Genomic DNA, 15,638 nt, shown 5'->3' on the forward strand with positions numbered 1-15,638 from the left:
ACAAGACCTCAAGGGCTTGCGGGCGGCGTACCGCTGCGCGTGAGTCTTGACACGGCGTCGACAAGCATATGCTCGCGCAAGGGCTTTTCCAGAACGAGCGCGAAGCCCGCCTCGCGCGCCCGCGCGCTCAATTCCCCGGACGAGTAGGCGGAGATCAGGATGGCCGGCCCATCCCAACCCTGCGCGCGCAACGCGCCCAGCATCGCAATCCCGTCGCTGCTCTCGAGCCGGTAATCGACGATCAGACAGTCGGGCGCGGCGCGCGCCGCCTCGGCGAGCGCGGGATCGGCGGCGGGCCAGGCCTTCACCGCAAATCCGCGTCCCTGCAAAAGCAGGAGGAGCGAGCGGCGCACCGCCGGGTCATCCTCGACAATAAGAACGGTCGGCGGTGCCTCGCTCCAACCCGATCGGGCGATCAGCATGTCCATGGTCCCGCTATCGACGCCTTTGCATGCCGCTACATGCTCCACCAAAGTCTCGTAAAATCATCGGGCTCGCCCTTTCGGAGGTGCGAGCCCGAAGCCGGAAAACAGGGCCGGGGGCCATCGATCAATGGCTCATGAGCAGGGGGAATTTGCTCTTCGAAAGCAGATTCTTCGTAGTGCCGCCGAAGGTCTCGCGCAGCCGGCCGCGGCCGTAGGCACCCATCACGATATAATCGGCGCGGAACATCGTGGCCTCGTCCGAGATCAGGAAATCGGCGTGAAACTTGCCGATGTCGGTCTTGCGCACATTCGCCGCGATGCCGTGGCGCGACAGATAGGTCGCGGCATCCTCGGGCACAATATGATTGTCGGACCCTTGCGCGGTGAAGATCTCGACCTCCTTCGCGAAGGCGAGCAGCGGTACAGCGGCTCGGAGGGCGGCCGCCGCCGAGGGACGGCCGTCCCACGCGACGAGCGCGCGCTCGAGCTCGAAGCGTTCGAGCGTCTCGGGCACCGCCAGCACGGGCGCACTCGCGCGCGCGACAATGCGGCTCGCGATGTCGCGCATGTCGGGCATCGGAAAGCCGTCGAGCGCGCGATTGAGGATGATGAGGTCGGCGAGGTCGGCTGCATCGAGCACCGCATTCGCGATCTCGTCCATCGCGTCGATCCAGCTCCAGCTGACATCCTCGCGCGACAGGCGACCGCTGATCACCGACTTGTTCTTCGCCTCGCTTTCGCGCTCGTCGAGAATGACGACGGTTTCGGCAAAGCCGAACCCGTCACCGGCGATGAGCGGATAGGGCGTGACGTCGATGCAGGTCAGATGGCCTTCGACCGCGCGGGTGATATCGAGCGCCGCCTGCAGGCGAGCTTCCTGGCCATGGTCGTCATGTACGAGCAACAGGATATTCTTCATGAGCCGTCTCCTTGGTTTCTGCGCCGAGACTATGTGTCGTCAGCCGAGGCCGATATGCGCAATGATACGGATAGAAAGGCGGCCGCCCGGATGTCCGGACGGCCGCAGGGGGTCGCCTCTTCCCCAAGGCGAGCGGGATCAGCCGTCGACTGCGAGATAATCCTCGACGTCGGTCACGCCCGGTGCCGACCAGGCCGCGAGTTCGGCCATGCGCCGCTCGCCCCACGCCTTGACCCGGCCGCGCAGTGTGACCGTGCTCCCCTCGGTGGTGACCGATACGCCGCTTGCATCGAGACCCGCCTGGCGCTTGAACGCCGCCATGATCCGCGCCTTGACGTCGGCAGGGGTGGGAATATCGCCGACCTTGATCAGGTTCGAGACGCCGGTGACCCCCGATATCTGCCCCGCGGCGCGCGCGACTTCCTTTGCGATGAAGTGCCAGTCGACGGTGCCGGTCAGCGTGACCCAGCCGCGCTCGACCTTCACCTTGACCTGGCCCTCGGGGATCGCGACCGTCCAGCCGATCATGTCGACGATCCGCTTGGCGATTTCATGATCGGCGGTCTTGGGATCCGACGCGAAGCGCACTTTCAGTTCCTCGGCGAGCGCACGCACGCCCGCGACCCGCCGCACCGCACGTTCGGCCGCGACCTTTTGCGGAAAGCTCTTCACATAGCCCGCCAGCGTCACGACGCCGTCATTGACCGAGACGCCGATATCGGCGTGATCGACGCTCGGATCCCATTCGAGTTCGGCGACCACGTCATCCTGCAGCTGGCCGTCACTCTTCTTCAGCATGATCATTCTCCTTCGAAAGAAATCCGGCTCGCGTTGCGAGCGGACCGAAGCCCGGCGAACATCGGCAAGAGCCGCCGGCGCGTGCGGGCAGCCTTACCCGGGACGAAGGGTGCGGCTTATCCGCAACTTTCCGTAAGGAGAGCTCCGCTTGGGAGCTTCCCCGATTCTGCCGTCGCTGCCTGCTCTAGGTCCCGATTGCGCTCCGGCGCATCGCGGCGAGGAGGGCCCTGCCCGGGTACAGCCCGCCGCCGCGATCCCTCTCGATTTTCAAGAAGGAGCAAGCTGATGAACGATCTGACCCCGACCCGCACCGCGGGTAGCCAGCCCGCTGAGGCGGAGCTTGGCGCGATGAACTGGCTGCGCGGCGAGCTCGACCGCATGTTCGAGGAATTCGCTCGCCCCGGCCGCAGCCTGCTGAGCTATGTCCCGCGGCTCGTGAGCCCGCTCCCGGCGGTCGAGCTCGTCGATACCGGCCCGGCCTACAAGCTGACCGCCGAGCTCGCGGGCCTCACCGAGAAGGACATCCGGCTCGAGGTCGCCGACGGGGTCCTCCTGCTCGCGAGCGAAAAGGAGGAATCCTCCGAGCGCCGCGAGGATGGACATCTGATCAGCGAGCGGCGTCACGGCAGCTTCCGGCGCCGCATCGCCCTGCCCGCCGACGCCGATGCCGACAAGATCGAAGCGAAGTTCAAGCACGGCTTGCTCAGCGTCGAGATCGCGAAGACCGAAAAGGCGCGCGATCACGCTCGCAAGATCAAGATCGCCAGCTAGGCAAACGGGCCGGAACCGCAGACGCGGCTCCGGCCCTCCCGCTCGATCTCGCGCGATTCCCTCGCACCGGAGTTATATCATGCCCCTTGGTATTCACACCGACCGGCACGGCGAGGCGCTGCTTCGGCTCAAGCTCGGATCGGCGATGCTTTCGCTTGTGATCTGCGCGTCGTTGATCCTGTCGCTCGCTCCGCGGCTGTGGCCGTAGGACCAGACGCGCCGATGTCGGCGCCTAGCGATCCGGCGCGCCTTCCTCGTCCCCGCCGAGAATCTCCGCCGGCACCGGGCTTCCGGCGCGCAGCGAATCGGGCGTGATGATCACGCTCGTTCCCGCGACCAGAAGCGGGCCGAGCAGCGCGCGCAGATCGGCCGCGATGTGGACGCGCCCGGCGAACGACGTCGGTGTCCTCGCGGCGATCGCGCCCGGGAGGGGGACTTCCGTCCAGGTTGCCGGCCCCTCGACGCCCGACCGCCGGATGAAGGCGGAAGTGCCCGTCATTGATCCCTCGATGCGCGCGGGCGCCGAGCCGATGATCGTTCCGTTGCGAAGGATCAGGATCCGCTGGTCTGTGGCACTGGCGATGATCGACAGGGGGCCGCTGCGCGCGCGTTCGGGCGTCCAGAGCAGCGCGCCATCGGAAGGGCGCGTTTCGGTCATGGCGAGCGGATCGGTCGGGGCCGCACGCGGCACCGCTGCGGCATCGGTGACGATGACCGTCATGCCGAGCCGGGAGACGCCATAGAGGAGACGGGCGAAGCCATGCGGCAGGCGAATGCAACCGTGCGAAGCGGGGTAGCCCGGCAAGGTGCCGCCGTGCAGCGCCACGCCGCCCCAGGTCAGCCGCTGCATATAGGGCATCGGCGCATCGTCGTAGAGGCTCGAGCGATGGTCGACGTCGCGCTGGAGGATGGTGAAGACACCGGTCGGGGTTTCATGGCCGGCCTTGCCCGTCGAGACAGTGGTAATCGCGATCGGGACGCCATTGCGGTACAGCGTGCCGCGCTGGGTCGCGAGACTCACGATCATCATCAAGGGCCCGCGCGGCGCGATCTCGGGCGCCCAGATATAATCTCCGGGCTTCAACCGCTCGGCGGCATCGAGCACGCTCCCATGCGGGCTTGAGGGCTCGGCCGAGGCCGCGAGTGGCAACAGCAGCGCCGCTCCCAGCAAAAGCGCTGCCCTTCCGGCGAGCTTCGCCCAGGTTCCCACTTTCTCAACCGGCCATCGCTGCCACTCGGGCGCGGTCGTTGATCCGTACCGCGCGCCGCGAGGGCAAGTCGACGAGGCCGTCGCTGCGCATGCGCGTCAGCTGCCGGCAGGTCGTTTCGATCGTCAGCCCCAATATGTCGGCGATCTGCTGGCGGCCGAAGGGGAGCTCGAACCCGCCCGGGGTCTCGCCGGCGTCGGCGGGCAGCCGCTCTTCCATGTCGAGAAGGAAGGAGGCGACCTTTTCGGGTGCCGACTTGCGGCCGAGCAGCATCATCCAGTGCCGCGCGCGGTCGAGCTCGTCGAGCGTGCGATGGAGCAATTTCTGCTGGAGATGCGGATGGCGACCCGCGAAATCGTCGAACTGCTGGCGATTGAAGATGCAGACCTCGGCGTCGGTCATAGCGGTGACCCGGTAGGGGCTTTGCTTGCCGAACGGGCGGCCGATAAAATCGGAAGGGAAGACGAGCCCGACGATCTGCTCGCGGCCATCGGCGGTGGCGACGACCAGCTTCAGGACGCCCGACAGGACATTTGCGACCGTCGGGGCTTCGTCGCCTTCCCAGAGCAGGGTGTGACCCGCCTTCACGCGTTGCCGCCGCCCCATGCGGCCGAGTTCGGCGGCTTCGTCGGCGGCAAGGCTGGCGCAGATGGCGCGGCAGCGTACGGCGCAGGATGCGCAATCGCTCATCGCCGTGCACCCGCAAGCGACGCGCGCTCCGCACGCCACTCCGTTGCTTGGCGGTCGCGGCCTGGATGGCGGAAAAGATGTGGCTGACCCCTCATGCGGCCGGGAATAGCGGCTCCGCATGCGCCCGTGATTACGCAACTGTACGTATGTGGTGCGAGGAAAGGCCCGACCGGCGCGAACCGCCAGGGGCGTAAGGGCTATTGCGTAACGACAGGGCGCGCGTCCCGGCGCAATCCGGCGAGACAAATCCGCGACGAAAGGACCCAGGATGAGCGAAGCCGGCCACGATCTTCATGCGCTGTTTCCGGACCACGGGCCGGCGCTCCATGCACTCAAGCTTGGCAGTTCGAATTTTCGCCAGCTCGCCGAGGAGCATCATGACCTTCAGAGCCGGATTCAGCGAGTCGAGGCCGGTCTTGCGGCGGTCGCCGACGACCAGCTGGAGGACCTCAAGAAACGGCGGCTGTTCACCCTCGACGAGATTGCCGCGCTCATCGCGATCGAGGAGGAGGCGTGATGCACAGTCTTTCCGAAATACGCGCGGGCCTGGTCGTGCGCCTCGACCAGCTCGCAGCGGAGGTTGAGCGGCTGGAAAGCGAGCAGCGCGTGCCGCTCGACGACGATTCCGCCGAGCAGGCTGTCGAGCGCGAAGACGACGAGACGATCGATGCGCGGCAAAGCGCCGCAACTGAGCAGATGAAGGCAATCCGGCTCGCGATCGCGCGTCTCGATGCCGGCCATTACGGCCTCTGCACCGCGTGCGGCATCCCGATCGATGCCGCGCGCCTCGAAGCCGTTCCGCACACCGCGCATTGCATCGACTGCGAGCGCGAGTTCGGCGGCTGAACATACGCCCGGCGAACGACATGATCGAATCCCTTCCAGACGCCAACCTGCAGCAACTCGCCGGCATCGGACTGGCGCTTCTTCTCGGGCTGCTTGTCGGCATCCAGCGCGGCTGGAGCCTGCGCAACGAGACCGCGGGCAGCCGCTTCGCGGGTGTGCGGACCTTTGCGCTGTTCGGCCTTGCGGGCGGCATCGCGGGAGCGACCGGATCTCAAAGCCCGGCGATCGCGGCGATCGTCGCCGGGGCTGCAGCTGTCCTCACCCTCATCGGCTATGCGAAAACCGCGCGGGCGCCCGAGCAGCTGAGCGGGACATCGAGCCTCGCGGCCCTCATCACGCTCGGTTGCGGCTATCTCGCGGCCAGCGGTCGGAGCGAGATGGCGACGGTGGTCGCCGTTGCCATGACGCTGGTGCTTGCGCTGCGCACCGAGCTTCATCGCTGGGTTTCCGGTCTCAGCGATATCGAGGTCGGCGCGATCGTCCGGTTCGCGCTCATCGCGCTCGCCATATTGCCGCTGCTGCCCGACCAGCGCTTCGGCCCCTATGACGCCTGGAATCCTCGCCAGCTCTGGCTGGTCGTGGTGTTCGTCTCGGGCTTCTCCTTTCTCGGCTATATCGCAGCGAAACGCTTTGGCGCCTCGCGGGGCACGCTCGTCATGGCCGCGACCGGCGCGATGGTTTCCTCGACCGCGGTGACCGCGGCGCTCGCGATGCGCGTGCGCGACGGAGAGGAAAGCGAGGCGATGGCCATTGCCGGCATCGGCGCGGCGTCGGCGGTCATGCTGATCCGCGCGATCGTCCTGACCCTGTTCCTCGCGCCGGCAGCGATGCCGGCCTTCGGCTGGCTTGCGGCACCCGCCGCGCTGGTGAGCGGCGGCGCGATGTTCTGGGCTTTGCGGAGCCGCCGCAAGGAAAGCGCTGCCAACCGTCCCGTCGAGCTCAAGAACCCGTTCCGGCTCGCGCCGGCGATCGGCCTCATGCTGCTCGTCATGGTGCTGACCGTCGCCGCACGCTGGATGATGGCGATGGTGGGCGAACGCGGCCTCGCGCTGGTCATCGCGCTTTCGGGCCTGGCCGACGTCGACTCCGCGATCATCACGGTGGGATCGCTACCTCCGGGTCTGCTCGAGGGCCAGATCGCGACGATCGTCATCATTGCCCCGGTGCTCGCCAACACGCTGTTCAAGGGCGCCACCGCCCTGGCGATCGCGGGGCTGCGCAAAGGATGGAAGCTCGCCTTGCCGCTTGTGCTGAGCGTTGCAGCCAGCCTCGCGGTCCTGCCGACCCTTCTCGTCTGAGCCCGATCGGACGCCGCATGGAGTGGCCAGAGGTGGAATGGTTTCAAAAGGGGGCCTTCGGTGACCGCAGCAACAGACCATAATGAAGGACCGCCGACCCAGCCGGCGAACCTCTCGTCAAACCCGCGGACATTTCTTCGCGCGCTCGGTCCGGGCCTGATCGCCGGCGCCGCCGACGACGATCCGAGCGGAATCGGAACGCACAGCCAGATCGGCGCGGCATTCGGTTACCGGCTCTCCTGGACCTTCGTGCTGAGCTTCCCGCTGATGGTGGCGATCCAGGAGATCGCCGCCGAGATCGGGCGGGTTACCGGCGCAGGGATCGCGCGCAACCTCCGCCGGCATTATTCGCGTCCCCTGCTCTGGTCGATGGTGTCGCTGCTGCTCGTCGCGAACATCATCAATCTCGGCGCCGATCTCGGCGCGATGGGTGCGGCGCTGGCCCTGCTCGCCGGAGGCAAGGCCGGACTCTATACCTTGTTGTTCGGGATCCTCAGCATCGTCCTCGAAGTCGGCCTTAGCTATTCTCGCTACGCCGCAATCCTCAAATGGACGACGCTCACCCTCTTTACCTATGTCGCGGTGCTGTTCGTGGTGCATGTTCCATGGGGCACGGCCCTCACGGCGCTGCTGCTTCCCGACATCGAACTCAATGCAGCCTATGCCACGGCGTTCGTCGCAATCCTCGGCACGACGATCAGCCCCTATCTCTTCTTCTGGCAGGCGGGGCAGGAGATCGAGGAACAGCATCGCCATCATGCCAAGCCGCTCTGCCTGACGCCCGCGGCAGCCGATGGCGAATTCAGGCGCATTCGTGTCGACACGCTGACGGGCATGGCGTTCAGCACTCTCATTTCGCTCGCGATCGTCTTCGCGACCGCGGCGACGCTGCATGCCGAGGGCATACGCGATATCGCCACATCGGCGCAGGCCGCCGAAGCGCTGCGTCCGCTCGCCGGGCCGTTTGCTTTCGCGATGTTCGCGCTCGGAATCATCGGCACCGGCCTTCTCGCGGTCCCGGTGCTGGCCGGATCGGCCGCCTATGCCGTCACCGAGATGGCGGGAATGGCAGGTAGCCTCGACGCCAAGCCGCTTTCGGCGCGTCTCTTCTACGGCACGATCGCCGCGACCACGCTTGCCGGCGCCTCGCTCTCGGCGATCGGCATCGACCCGGCACGCGCGCTCTACTGGGCAGCGGTGGTCAATGGCGTGCTCGCCGCGCCGCTCATGCTGGTGATGATGCTGATCGCCCGCAATCCGCGCGCGATGGGCCGTCTCGTCATTTCGCGCCGCCAGAGCTGGTCGGGCTGGGCCGCAACCGCGGTGATGACGGCAGCAACCTTGCTGTTTTTCTTCTTCCTCGTGACGGGAGATATCTAGCGCGGGGCGCGGGCGTGCCGCGCGATCAGTGCGTCGATCCGGTCGCGCTGGGGCAGGATGATACCGAGGAGCCCGGCGAGCGTCGCGGCGCCGAGCTTGCGCATCAGGCGCGAGCGATGAATTTCGACGGTGCGGTGACTGATGCCGAGCTCCTGCCCGATCTGCTTGTTGGTGAGACCGCGCACGAGCCCGCCCACGACTTCGAGCTCGCGATGTGTGAGCTGTTCGATGAGAGGGGGCGAATGCCGCGACCGCGCAGCGCGGTCCGGCGCGGGGCGGCGGATCGCGGCCTGTGGGTCTTCGCGGCGGGCTGTCGTCATGCGGTCCATCCTCCGATGGACAGTCGTCTAGCGCTCGGGCGTCCTGCGGTCGTTACGTAATGTCCGCAGATTTCAGGCACCGAGTCCTGCGGCGAAGGCGAGCCGCAGCGCGTCGGACAGGCTGCGGACATCGAGCTTCGCCATGAGGTTCGCACGGTGGACTTCGACGGTACGCGGCGAGATGCCGAGGTCATAGGCGATGGTCTTGTTCGGCAGTCCCTGCGCGAGCCCTTCGAGAACCTCGCGCTCGCGCGGGGTCAGGATGCCAAGAACGACCTCGGCCTCGGCGGCGCGCGCCACCGCTCCATCGGCCGCCGCCATGCGGGCGAAAGCGGCCTCGATCGAGGCAATGAGCACCGCCTTTTCGAACGGCTTTTCGAGGAAATCGACCGCGCCGGCCTTCATCGCCCGGACCGCGATCGAGACGTCGGCGTGCCCGGTAAGGACGATCACCGGCATGGTAACCCCGCGCTCCAGCATCGCCTGCTGGACCTCGAGCCCGTCCATTTCGGGCATGCGCACGTCGAGCAGGACACAGCCTTCGGGCACGTGCCGGATTTCCTTCAGGAACAGCGCGCCATTGGCCCAGGTCTCGACCGCATAGCCCGAGGTCTTGAGCATGAAACTCGCCGACCGCCGGATCGCCTCCTCATCGTCGACGATATGCACGAGCTTCCTATCCGACATCATTTTCCTCCGCCTTCGCGCTCACCAGTGTGAAGTGAAATTCGGTCCCGCCGCCGGTGCGCGGCTCCATCCAGATACGTCCGCCATTGGCCTCGACGATCGTCCGGCAGATCGAGAGACCGAGTCCCATGCCTTCTGCCTTGGTGCTGACGAACGCCGTAAAGAGCTGCTCGGCGACCTCCGGCGTCACGCCCGGTCCGGTATCGGCGACGATCACGCGGACAAAGCCGCGCTGGTCGGGACGGCTCGTGACGGTCAGCTGCCGCACCGGACTGTCGGCCATCGCTTCGACAGCGTTGCGAATGAGGTTGATCAGCACCTGCTGGATCTGGACCTTGTCGACGAGCACCGGCGAGGCATAGGGATCGAGGTCGAAGCGCGGCTCAACGCTCTTCTCGCGCGCGCCCATCAGTCCGAGCACCGCCGCCTCGTTGATGAGCACCGGCAGTTTCTCGATCGTCTTCTCGACCTCGCCGCGCGCCACGAAGTCGCGCAGGCGGCGAACGATATGCCCTGCGCGCAACGCTTCCTTCGCCGTATCGTCGAGCGCATCGCGGATCATCGGAATATCGTCGGGATCGGGATTGGCGAGCAGGTCGCGCACCGCTTCGACATAATTGGTGACCGCGGTAATCGGCTGGTTGAGCTCATGCGCGAGCGTCGAGGCCATCGTCCCCATCGCGCTGACGCGCGAAACATGGATCAGCTCGGACTGGAGCGATTCGAGCCGCGCCTCGGTCTGCTGGCGTTCGGTGAGGTCGCGGATGAAGCCGGTAAAGAGCGGGTGACTGTCGCTCGACGCCTCGCCGATCGACAATTCCATCGGAAAGGTCGAGCCGTCCCTGCGCTCGGCGAACACCACGCGTCCGATGCCGATGATGCGCTTTTCCCCCGTTTCGAGGAAGCGCCGGATGTAGGCATCGTGGCGCTCGCGATCGGGTGAGGGCATCAGCCGGCTGACATTGACCCCGAGCAGCTCGGCCTCCTGATACCCGAACAGCCGCTCGGCGGCCGCGCTGAAGGACACGATCGAACCTTGATCGTCGATGACGACCATCGCGTCGGGCACCGTCGAGAGGATCGACCGGAGATGGCTTTCCTGCGACCGCAGCGCCTCCTCGGCGGCGCGCCGTCCGGTGATGTCCGAGACGACCTTGGCGAAACCGCGAAGATCGCCGCCCGCGGTGCGAAGCGCCGTGATAGAGACATCGGCGAGGAACTCGGATCCATCCTTGCGGACGCGCCAGTCCTCCATCTCGAGACGTCCCTCGCGCGCCGCAACGGCAAGGTCGCCCCCAGGTTTGCCGGCCGCGACGGCGTCGGGCGGATAGAAGATCGCGGCATCCTTGCCGACAACCTCTTCCTCGCGCCAGCCCTTGAGGCGTTCGGCGCCCTTGTTCCAGATCGTCACGCGGCCTTCGGCATCGAGCAGGTAGATCGCATGCCCCTGCGCGCCGTCGATGAGCAGATTGAGTTCCTCGGCGACCAGCGCCGCCTCGGCATCGCGCCGCGCAGCGCGATGGTCGCTTTCATGCACGCGCCGCCGCATCCGCTCGAAGGCTTGCGAGAGCGCGACGATGCCGGCCGCGGTGACCAGAAACACTATGACCTCGACGAGATTATAGCTGCCGCCGTCCCGGAAGCCGGCGAAATAGAGACCAAGCCCAAGGGCTGGCGCGGTCGCAATCGATGCCGCCATCGGACCGGCATAGAAAGCGGCCGCAAGGATGGCGGGTGCGAAAAGCAGGAAGGATGCACTGCCGCCAAGCCAGGGAGTGAGCGCATAGCGGAGCAGCGCCGCAGCAGCGACAAACAGCAGCGCCAGCGCCAGGCGTATCGCAAAAGGACGTTGTATCATCGACATCGACCGCGCGGCCTCCGCCCGCGCTGCAAAGGCGCCGCCGCCCTCGCGGTGCGCCTTCCCCCGATCACCGTCCATAGCGGCTTTTGGCGGGGCGCGAAACGCCCGGCGCGTTCGCGATCCGTATTGTTCCTTAAGGGACATCCCGCTTCGCTAGGGCGGTGTGCGCCGTGCGCCCATGCGGGAATCTACGGATAGGAGGAACCCGCCCGCGATATCAAAAGCGGCACGCGGATCGTCGCGCCTCGCCCGTCCCGTCCAGCTCGGCCCCGCGCGGCGGTCCATTGCTCCCGCGCTAAAATCCGGCAGCGGCCCTTCGTTCAGGATGTCACATGCAGACCAGACGGATCACGCTCATCGACGGACATCCCGACCCCGATCCGGGACGGTTCGTCCATGCGCTGGCCGATACCTATGCGGCGGCGGCGCTGGCGGCGGGTCATGAGGTCCGCCGCATCGCGGTTGCGGAGCTCTCGTTCGATTTGCTCGAAAGTCGCGCCGAGTGGGAAGAAGGTCCGCTTCCGCCCGCGATCGCCGAGGCGCAGGACGATATTGCATGGGCCGAACATCTGGTGATTTTCTACCCGCTCTGGCTCGGAGACCTGCCCGCTCGCCTCAAGGGCTTCTTCGAACAGGTGATGCGCCCGGGCTTCGCGTTCGCGCCCAAGGCGAACGGCTTGCCCGAAAAACGCCTCAAGGGCCGGACGGCCCATATCGTCGTGACGATGGGGATGCCCGCGCTTTTCTACCGCTTCTTTTTCCGCGCGCACAGCCTGCGCAGCCTCGAGCGCAACATTCTGCGCTTTGTCGGCATCGCGCCGACCGAACGCAGCATCGTCGGCAATGTCGAGGGCGATCCCAAGCACCGCACCATGTGGCTCGAGACAATGGCCGAACATGGCGCGGCGGGCCGCTGAGCCGATGCAAGGTCGTCGATCCCATCCGCGAAAGAAGGGCAGCTAGTCATGGCCAATACCGAAACGCCGCTGACGATCCAATTCCATGGTGCCGCCGGAACCGTCACCGGCTCGTGCATGGAACTCACGCTCGGGCAGTACAGAATCCTGATCGATTGCGGATTGTTCCAGGGATCGCGAAGCCTCGAAACACTGAACCATGGCGCGTTCGCGTTCGAGGTCGGCAAGATCGACGCCGCGCTCCTGACCCATGCCCATATCGATCATTGCGGGCTGTTACCGAAGCTCGCGAAGGAAGGCTATCACGGCTCCGTCTGGTGCACCGCGCCCACCGCAGACCTTCTCGAATATATGCTCGCCGACGCGGGGAGAATTCAGGAGAGCGACACCGCGCGCCGAAACCGCCGCTATGACCGCGCCGGCGAAGCGATGTTCGAGCCGCTCTATACCGAGGCCGATGGCCTTCGCGCCTGGCGACTCGCCGAGCCGGTCGGACTTGGGACATGGTTCGAACCCGCGCCGGGTTTCCGGGCGCGGCTGTGGAACGCCGGCCATATCCTGGGTTCGGCCTCGGTCGAACTGGAAGCCGGCGGGGTGCATCTGCTCTTTTCCGGCGACATCGGCCCCGACAACAAGGCGTTTCACGACGATCCCGCAGCGCCGGAGGGCATCGATTTCCTCATATGCGAAGCGACCTATGGCGACCGCACGCGGCCCAAACTCTCGATCGAACAGCGCCGCGCGCTACTCGAAACCGAAGTCAAAGCGGCTCTCGCGAGGGGCGGGAATCTCGTGATCCCGACCTTTGCGCTCGAACGCACGCAGGAACTGCTGCTCGATCTCGCGCGCCTTGCCGACGCGAACCGCATCCCCAATGTGCCTATCTTCGTGGACTCGCCGCTCGCGAGCCAGGCGACGAAGGTGTTCGCGGCCCATGCTGCCGAGCTCGAAGATGTCGAAGGCGCCGACATCTTCCGGCATCCCTCGATCCGCTATGTCGAGGATGTCGCCGAATCGATCCGCCTCAACAGCGTGTCGGGCGCCATCATTCTCGCTGCCTCGGGCATGTGCGAGGGCGGGCGCATCCGCCACCATCTCGAGCATAATCTTCATCGGCGCCAGTCGACGATCCTGTTCGTCGGGTTCCAGGCGCGCGGATCGCTCGGGCGAGTCATCCTCGACGGAGCCGGGCGCGTGCGGATTTCTGGCAAGGACATCAATGTCCGCGCCGCCGTCCGGCGCATCGACAGCTATTCGGCGCATGCCGACCGCGACGAGCTCGCGGCATGGATACGCGAACGTCACCCGATCCGTGGCGGACTTTTTCTGGGTCATGGCGAGAGCGAATCGATCGAAGCGCTGCGCACGCTCGTCCAATCCGAAACGCCCCGCCTCGCCGTCGTCGCTCCGGCGATCGGGGAGACTTTCGCGCTCGCCCCCGGCGCACCGCCCAAGCGAATCCGGACCGGACGCGTCGATATCGCCCGGCTCGCGGGTGAAGACTGGCAGAATGACTACGCCGATTTCGCCGCCAATCTGAAGCACAACCTCGCGCACATCCGCAGCGAGGAAGGGCGGCGCAAGGCGCTCGACGAGATGCGGCGGGTGCTCGCCAACTATGAGGCGGCGCGCTCCCAGCAGAAGCGGCGGCGCCGCGCGGCATAGACAAAATCCTCGCAACCGGCGGGTTCCACGCGATCGAGGCCGCCAAGACAAAGGTCCGGACGCCCCGCCACATACAAAGGAGACATCGCATGAAAGCCCTCGTCTATAACGGCCCCGGCCTGAAAGCCGTCGAGGAGCGGCCGGTGCCTCAGGTGCAGGACGCGGGCGACGCGATTGTGCGCATCACCAGGACGACCATTTGCGGCACCGATCTGCACATATTGAAAGGCGATGTCCCGAGCTGCGAACCGGGGCGCATCCTCGGGCACGAGGGCGTCGGTATCGTCGACAGCATCGGGACGGGCGTGACCGTTTTCGCGCCCGGCGACCATGTTCTGATCAGCTGCATAACCGCGTGCGGCCGCTGCGACTATTGCCGTCGGGGCATGCCATCGCATTGCACGACGGGCGGCTGGATCCTCGGCAACATCATCGACGGCACGCAGGCAGAATATGTTCGTATCCCACATGCCGACACGAGCCTCCATGCCATCCCCGAGGAGGCCGGCGAGGATGCGCTGGTCATGCTCAGCGACATCCTGCCGACGGGCTTCGAATGCGGCGTGCTCAACGGCAAGGTCGCGCCGGGATCGACCGTCGCGATCGTCGGCGCGGGTCCGATCGGCCTTGCCGCGCTGCTCACGGCGCAGCTCTTCTCGCCCGCCCGGATCATCATGATCGATCTGGACGAGGCGCGCCTCGCCATCGCGCGCCGGTTCGGCGCCACCGACACGATCAACAGCGGCACACGCGACGCCGCGGCGGCGCTGATGGAGATGACGGATGCGCGCGGCGCCGACACGGTGATCGAGGCTGTCGGCGTTGCCGCCACCTTCGAACTTTGTCAGCTGCTTGTCGCAGCCGGGGGAACGATTGCGAATGTCGGCGTGCATGGCGCCAAGGCCGACCTGCACCTCGAACACCTCTGGTCCCGCAATATCACGATCACGACGCGATTGGTCGATACCGTCTCGACGCCGCAGCTCTTGCGGATGGTCGAGGCGAAACAATTGGATCCCGGAGAGCTTGTCACCCATCATTTTGCGATGGCCGACATGATGGACGCATATGAGGTCTTCTCGCGGGCGGCCGAGACCAAGGCACTGAAGGTCATCATCGAAGCCGACGATCCGCGCACGGCGAGGCCTGCAGCGTGACGCAGCGCATGAAAGAGATCGCGCGGACCATCGTCGAACTGCAGGTCGAACTCGATCGCGAGATCGAATTTCGGCGAAGGGCGCTGGGCGTCCGGGTTCATGACCGGCTCGTCGAGTTCGAACGCGGCATCGTGATCGAACAGAGGAAACTCAAGACGAGCGTGCGGGCGTTTCTCGCCCGCTCCTCCTTCGGTGTCATCATCACCGCGCCCGTCATCTACTCGATGCTGCTTCCGCTGGTCCTGCTCGATATCTGGATCAGCGTCTACCAGGCCATCTGTTTTCGCGCCTATGGGATCGCCCGTGTCGAGCGACGCGACTATATCGCGTTCGACCGGGGTCGCCTCGCCTATCTCAACTGGGTCGAAGCGCTGAATTGTGCCTATTGCGCCTATGCCAATGGCGTGATCGCCTACGCCCGCGAGATCGGAAGCCGGACCGAGCAATATTGGTGCCCGATCAAGCATGCGCTCAGGATCAGCGATCCGCACCAGCGCTATTATGAGTTTCTCGAATTCGGCGATGCCGAGGGGTATCGGACGCGTCTCGCCGCGTTCCGCGAGCTGCTGGCCGCGGACGGCGACGATATCGCCGCCGGGACCCGCGCCGCGTCACCGCGACCGGAAGCGGAGGAACAGACGAGTCCGTAGAATCCCGCAATGCGGCGCTTGCGGCACGGCGTTATGCCTGCTCCCG

18 protein-coding genes are annotated in these 15,638 nt (G+C 66.2%); 10 read left to right on the forward strand and 8 right to left on the reverse strand.

Annotation, left to right across the window (positions count from 1 at the left end):
* Positions 1-8 precede the first annotated feature (8 nt).
* From V8J55_RS03525 to V8J55_RS03535, 3 genes are all read right to left on the reverse strand, one after another.
* Positions 9-428: a response regulator gene (locus V8J55_RS03525; RefSeq protein WP_336444404.1), complete on the reverse strand. Its 420-nt coding sequence runs from the start codon at positions 426-428 to the stop codon at positions 9-11.
* Between the two features lie 121 nt (positions 429-549).
* The gene (locus V8J55_RS03530) at positions 550-1,344 is read right to left on the reverse strand and encodes a universal stress protein (RefSeq protein WP_336444405.1); all 795 of its coding nucleotides are present in this window, start codon (positions 1,342-1,344) and stop codon (positions 550-552) included.
* 138 nt (positions 1,345-1,482) lie between these two features.
* Positions 1,483-2,142, reverse strand: a complete 660-nt coding sequence (locus tag V8J55_RS03535; protein WP_336444406.1) for a BON domain-containing protein — start codon at positions 2,140-2,142, stop codon at positions 1,483-1,485.
* 285 nt (positions 2,143-2,427) lie between these two features.
* Here V8J55_RS03535 and V8J55_RS03540 point away from each other — a divergent pair, with 285 nt between their 5' ends.
* A complete protein-coding gene (locus V8J55_RS03540) occupies positions 2,428-2,913 on the forward strand; it encodes an Hsp20/alpha crystallin family protein (protein WP_238586763.1) in 486 nt (161 codons plus the stop codon).
* 79 nt (positions 2,914-2,992) lie between these two features.
* A complete protein-coding gene (locus V8J55_RS03545) occupies positions 2,993-3,121 on the forward strand; it encodes a hypothetical protein (RefSeq protein ID WP_274520274.1) in 129 nt (42 codons plus the stop codon).
* Positions 3,122-3,145: 24 nt separating this feature from the next.
* On the opposite strand, the gene V8J55_RS03550 is transcribed toward V8J55_RS03545, so the two are convergent.
* A complete protein-coding gene (locus V8J55_RS03550; protein WP_336444407.1) occupies positions 3,146-4,123 on the reverse strand; it encodes a L,D-transpeptidase family protein in 978 nt (325 codons plus the stop codon).
* Between the two features lie 4 nt (positions 4,124-4,127).
* The gene (locus V8J55_RS03555) at positions 4,128-4,811 is read right to left on the reverse strand and encodes a Crp/Fnr family transcriptional regulator (RefSeq protein WP_062185535.1); all 684 of its coding nucleotides are present in this window, start codon (positions 4,809-4,811) and stop codon (positions 4,128-4,130) included.
* 268 nt (positions 4,812-5,079) lie between these two features.
* Between V8J55_RS03555 and V8J55_RS03560 the strand changes: the two genes are divergently transcribed.
* The 4 genes from V8J55_RS03560 to V8J55_RS03575 are packed head-to-tail and all read left to right on the forward strand — an operon-like array spanning position 5,080 to position 8,335.
* A complete protein-coding gene (locus tag V8J55_RS03560; RefSeq protein ID WP_062185537.1) occupies positions 5,080-5,328 on the forward strand; it encodes a YdcH family protein in 249 nt (82 codons plus the stop codon).
* Positions 5,328-5,657 carry a TraR/DksA family transcriptional regulator gene (locus V8J55_RS03565; protein ID WP_054731556.1) on the forward strand — a complete coding sequence of 110 codons (330 nt, stop codon included), beginning with the start codon at positions 5,328-5,330 and terminating at the stop codon, positions 5,655-5,657. The genes V8J55_RS03560 and V8J55_RS03565 overlap by 1 nt, the downstream gene beginning before the upstream one ends.
* Positions 5,658-5,677: 20 nt before the next feature.
* Positions 5,678-6,955: an MgtC/SapB family protein gene (locus V8J55_RS03570; RefSeq protein ID WP_062185539.1), complete on the forward strand. Its 1,278-nt coding sequence runs from the start codon at positions 5,678-5,680 to the stop codon at positions 6,953-6,955.
* Between the two features lie 60 nt (positions 6,956-7,015).
* On the forward strand, positions 7,016-8,335 hold the full coding sequence (locus V8J55_RS03575; RefSeq protein WP_336444408.1) for an NRAMP family divalent metal transporter: 1,320 nt from the start codon (positions 7,016-7,018) through the stop codon (positions 8,333-8,335).
* On the opposite strand, the gene V8J55_RS03580 is transcribed toward V8J55_RS03575, so the two are convergent.
* The 3 genes from V8J55_RS03580 to V8J55_RS03590 form a co-directional block, all read right to left on the reverse strand.
* Entirely contained in the window at positions 8,332-8,655 is a 324-nt protein-coding gene (locus tag V8J55_RS03580) for a response regulator transcription factor (protein WP_058538791.1), read from the reverse strand. The two genes, V8J55_RS03575 and V8J55_RS03580, sit on opposite strands and share 4 nt — an antisense overlap.
* A gap of 72 nt (positions 8,656-8,727) precedes the next feature.
* Positions 8,728-9,342 (reverse strand): response regulator transcription factor, encoded by a 615-nt coding sequence (locus tag V8J55_RS03585; protein ID WP_054733988.1) that lies wholly within the window; start codon positions 9,340-9,342, stop codon positions 8,728-8,730.
* Entirely contained in the window at positions 9,332-11,206 is a 1,875-nt protein-coding gene (locus tag V8J55_RS03590; protein ID WP_062186924.1) for a PAS domain-containing sensor histidine kinase, read from the reverse strand. Before V8J55_RS03590 ends, V8J55_RS03585 begins: the two co-directional genes overlap by 11 nt.
* Positions 11,207-11,535: 329 nt before the next feature.
* Between V8J55_RS03590 and V8J55_RS03595 the strand changes: the two genes are divergently transcribed.
* The 4 genes from V8J55_RS03595 to V8J55_RS03610 all read left to right on the forward strand — a co-directional run bounded on the left by V8J55_RS03595 (position 11,536) and on the right by V8J55_RS03610 (position 15,592).
* Entirely contained in the window at positions 11,536-12,120 is a 585-nt protein-coding gene (locus tag V8J55_RS03595) for an NAD(P)H-dependent oxidoreductase (RefSeq protein ID WP_336444409.1), read from the forward strand.
* A 48-nt stretch (positions 12,121-12,168) separates the two neighbouring features.
* A complete protein-coding gene (locus tag V8J55_RS03600; protein WP_336444410.1) occupies positions 12,169-13,785 on the forward strand; it encodes an MBL fold metallo-hydrolase in 1,617 nt (538 codons plus the stop codon).
* A gap of 89 nt (positions 13,786-13,874) precedes the next feature.
* Positions 13,875-14,942: a zinc-dependent alcohol dehydrogenase family protein gene (locus V8J55_RS03605; RefSeq protein WP_062185546.1), complete on the forward strand. Its 1,068-nt coding sequence runs from the start codon at positions 13,875-13,877 to the stop codon at positions 14,940-14,942.
* Entirely contained in the window at positions 14,939-15,592 is a 654-nt protein-coding gene (locus V8J55_RS03610; RefSeq protein WP_062185548.1) for a hypothetical protein, read from the forward strand. Before V8J55_RS03605 ends, V8J55_RS03610 begins: the two co-directional genes overlap by 4 nt.
* Positions 15,593-15,638: the final 46 nt, after the last annotated feature.

The organism is Sphingopyxis sp. CCNWLW2, from assembly GCF_037095755.1.
Classification (GTDB): domain Bacteria; phylum Pseudomonadota; class Alphaproteobacteria; order Sphingomonadales; family Sphingomonadaceae; genus Sphingopyxis.

Bases quoted from the DNA above. Each gene is read 5' to 3' on its own strand.
- V8J55_RS03525 (WP_336444404.1), bottom strand. From the start codon at position 428: ATGGACATGCTGATCGCCCGATCGGGTTGGAGCGAGGCACCGCCGACC.
- V8J55_RS03530 (WP_336444405.1), bottom strand. From the start codon at position 1,344: ATGAAGAATATCCTGTTGCTCGTACATGACGACCATGGCCAGGAAGCT.
- V8J55_RS03535 (WP_336444406.1), bottom strand. From the start codon at position 2,142: ATGCTGAAGAAGAGTGACGGCCAGCTGCAGGATGACGTGGTCGCCGAA.
- V8J55_RS03540 (WP_238586763.1), top strand. From the start codon at position 2,428: ATGAACGATCTGACCCCGACCCGCACCGCGGGTAGCCAGCCCGCTGAG.
- V8J55_RS03545 (WP_274520274.1), top strand. From the start codon at position 2,993: ATGCCCCTTGGTATTCACACCGACCGGCACGGCGAGGCGCTGCTTCGG.
- V8J55_RS03555 (WP_062185535.1), bottom strand. From the start codon at position 4,811: ATGAGCGATTGCGCATCCTGCGCCGTACGCTGCCGCGCCATCTGCGCC.
- V8J55_RS03560 (WP_062185537.1), top strand. From the start codon at position 5,080: ATGAGCGAAGCCGGCCACGATCTTCATGCGCTGTTTCCGGACCACGGG.
- V8J55_RS03565 (WP_054731556.1), top strand. From the start codon at position 5,328: ATGCACAGTCTTTCCGAAATACGCGCGGGCCTGGTCGTGCGCCTCGAC.
- V8J55_RS03570 (WP_062185539.1), top strand. From the start codon at position 5,678: ATGATCGAATCCCTTCCAGACGCCAACCTGCAGCAACTCGCCGGCATC.
- V8J55_RS03580 (WP_058538791.1), bottom strand. From the start codon at position 8,655: ATGACGACAGCCCGCCGCGAAGACCCACAGGCCGCGATCCGCCGCCCC.
- V8J55_RS03585 (WP_054733988.1), bottom strand. From the start codon at position 9,342: ATGTCGGATAGGAAGCTCGTGCATATCGTCGACGATGAGGAGGCGATC.
- V8J55_RS03590 (WP_062186924.1), bottom strand. From the start codon at position 11,206: ATGTCGATGATACAACGTCCTTTTGCGATACGCCTGGCGCTGGCGCTG.
- V8J55_RS03595 (WP_336444409.1), top strand. From the start codon at position 11,536: ATGCAGACCAGACGGATCACGCTCATCGACGGACATCCCGACCCCGAT.
- V8J55_RS03600 (WP_336444410.1), top strand. From the start codon at position 12,169: ATGGCCAATACCGAAACGCCGCTGACGATCCAATTCCATGGTGCCGCC.
- V8J55_RS03605 (WP_062185546.1), top strand. From the start codon at position 13,875: ATGAAAGCCCTCGTCTATAACGGCCCCGGCCTGAAAGCCGTCGAGGAG.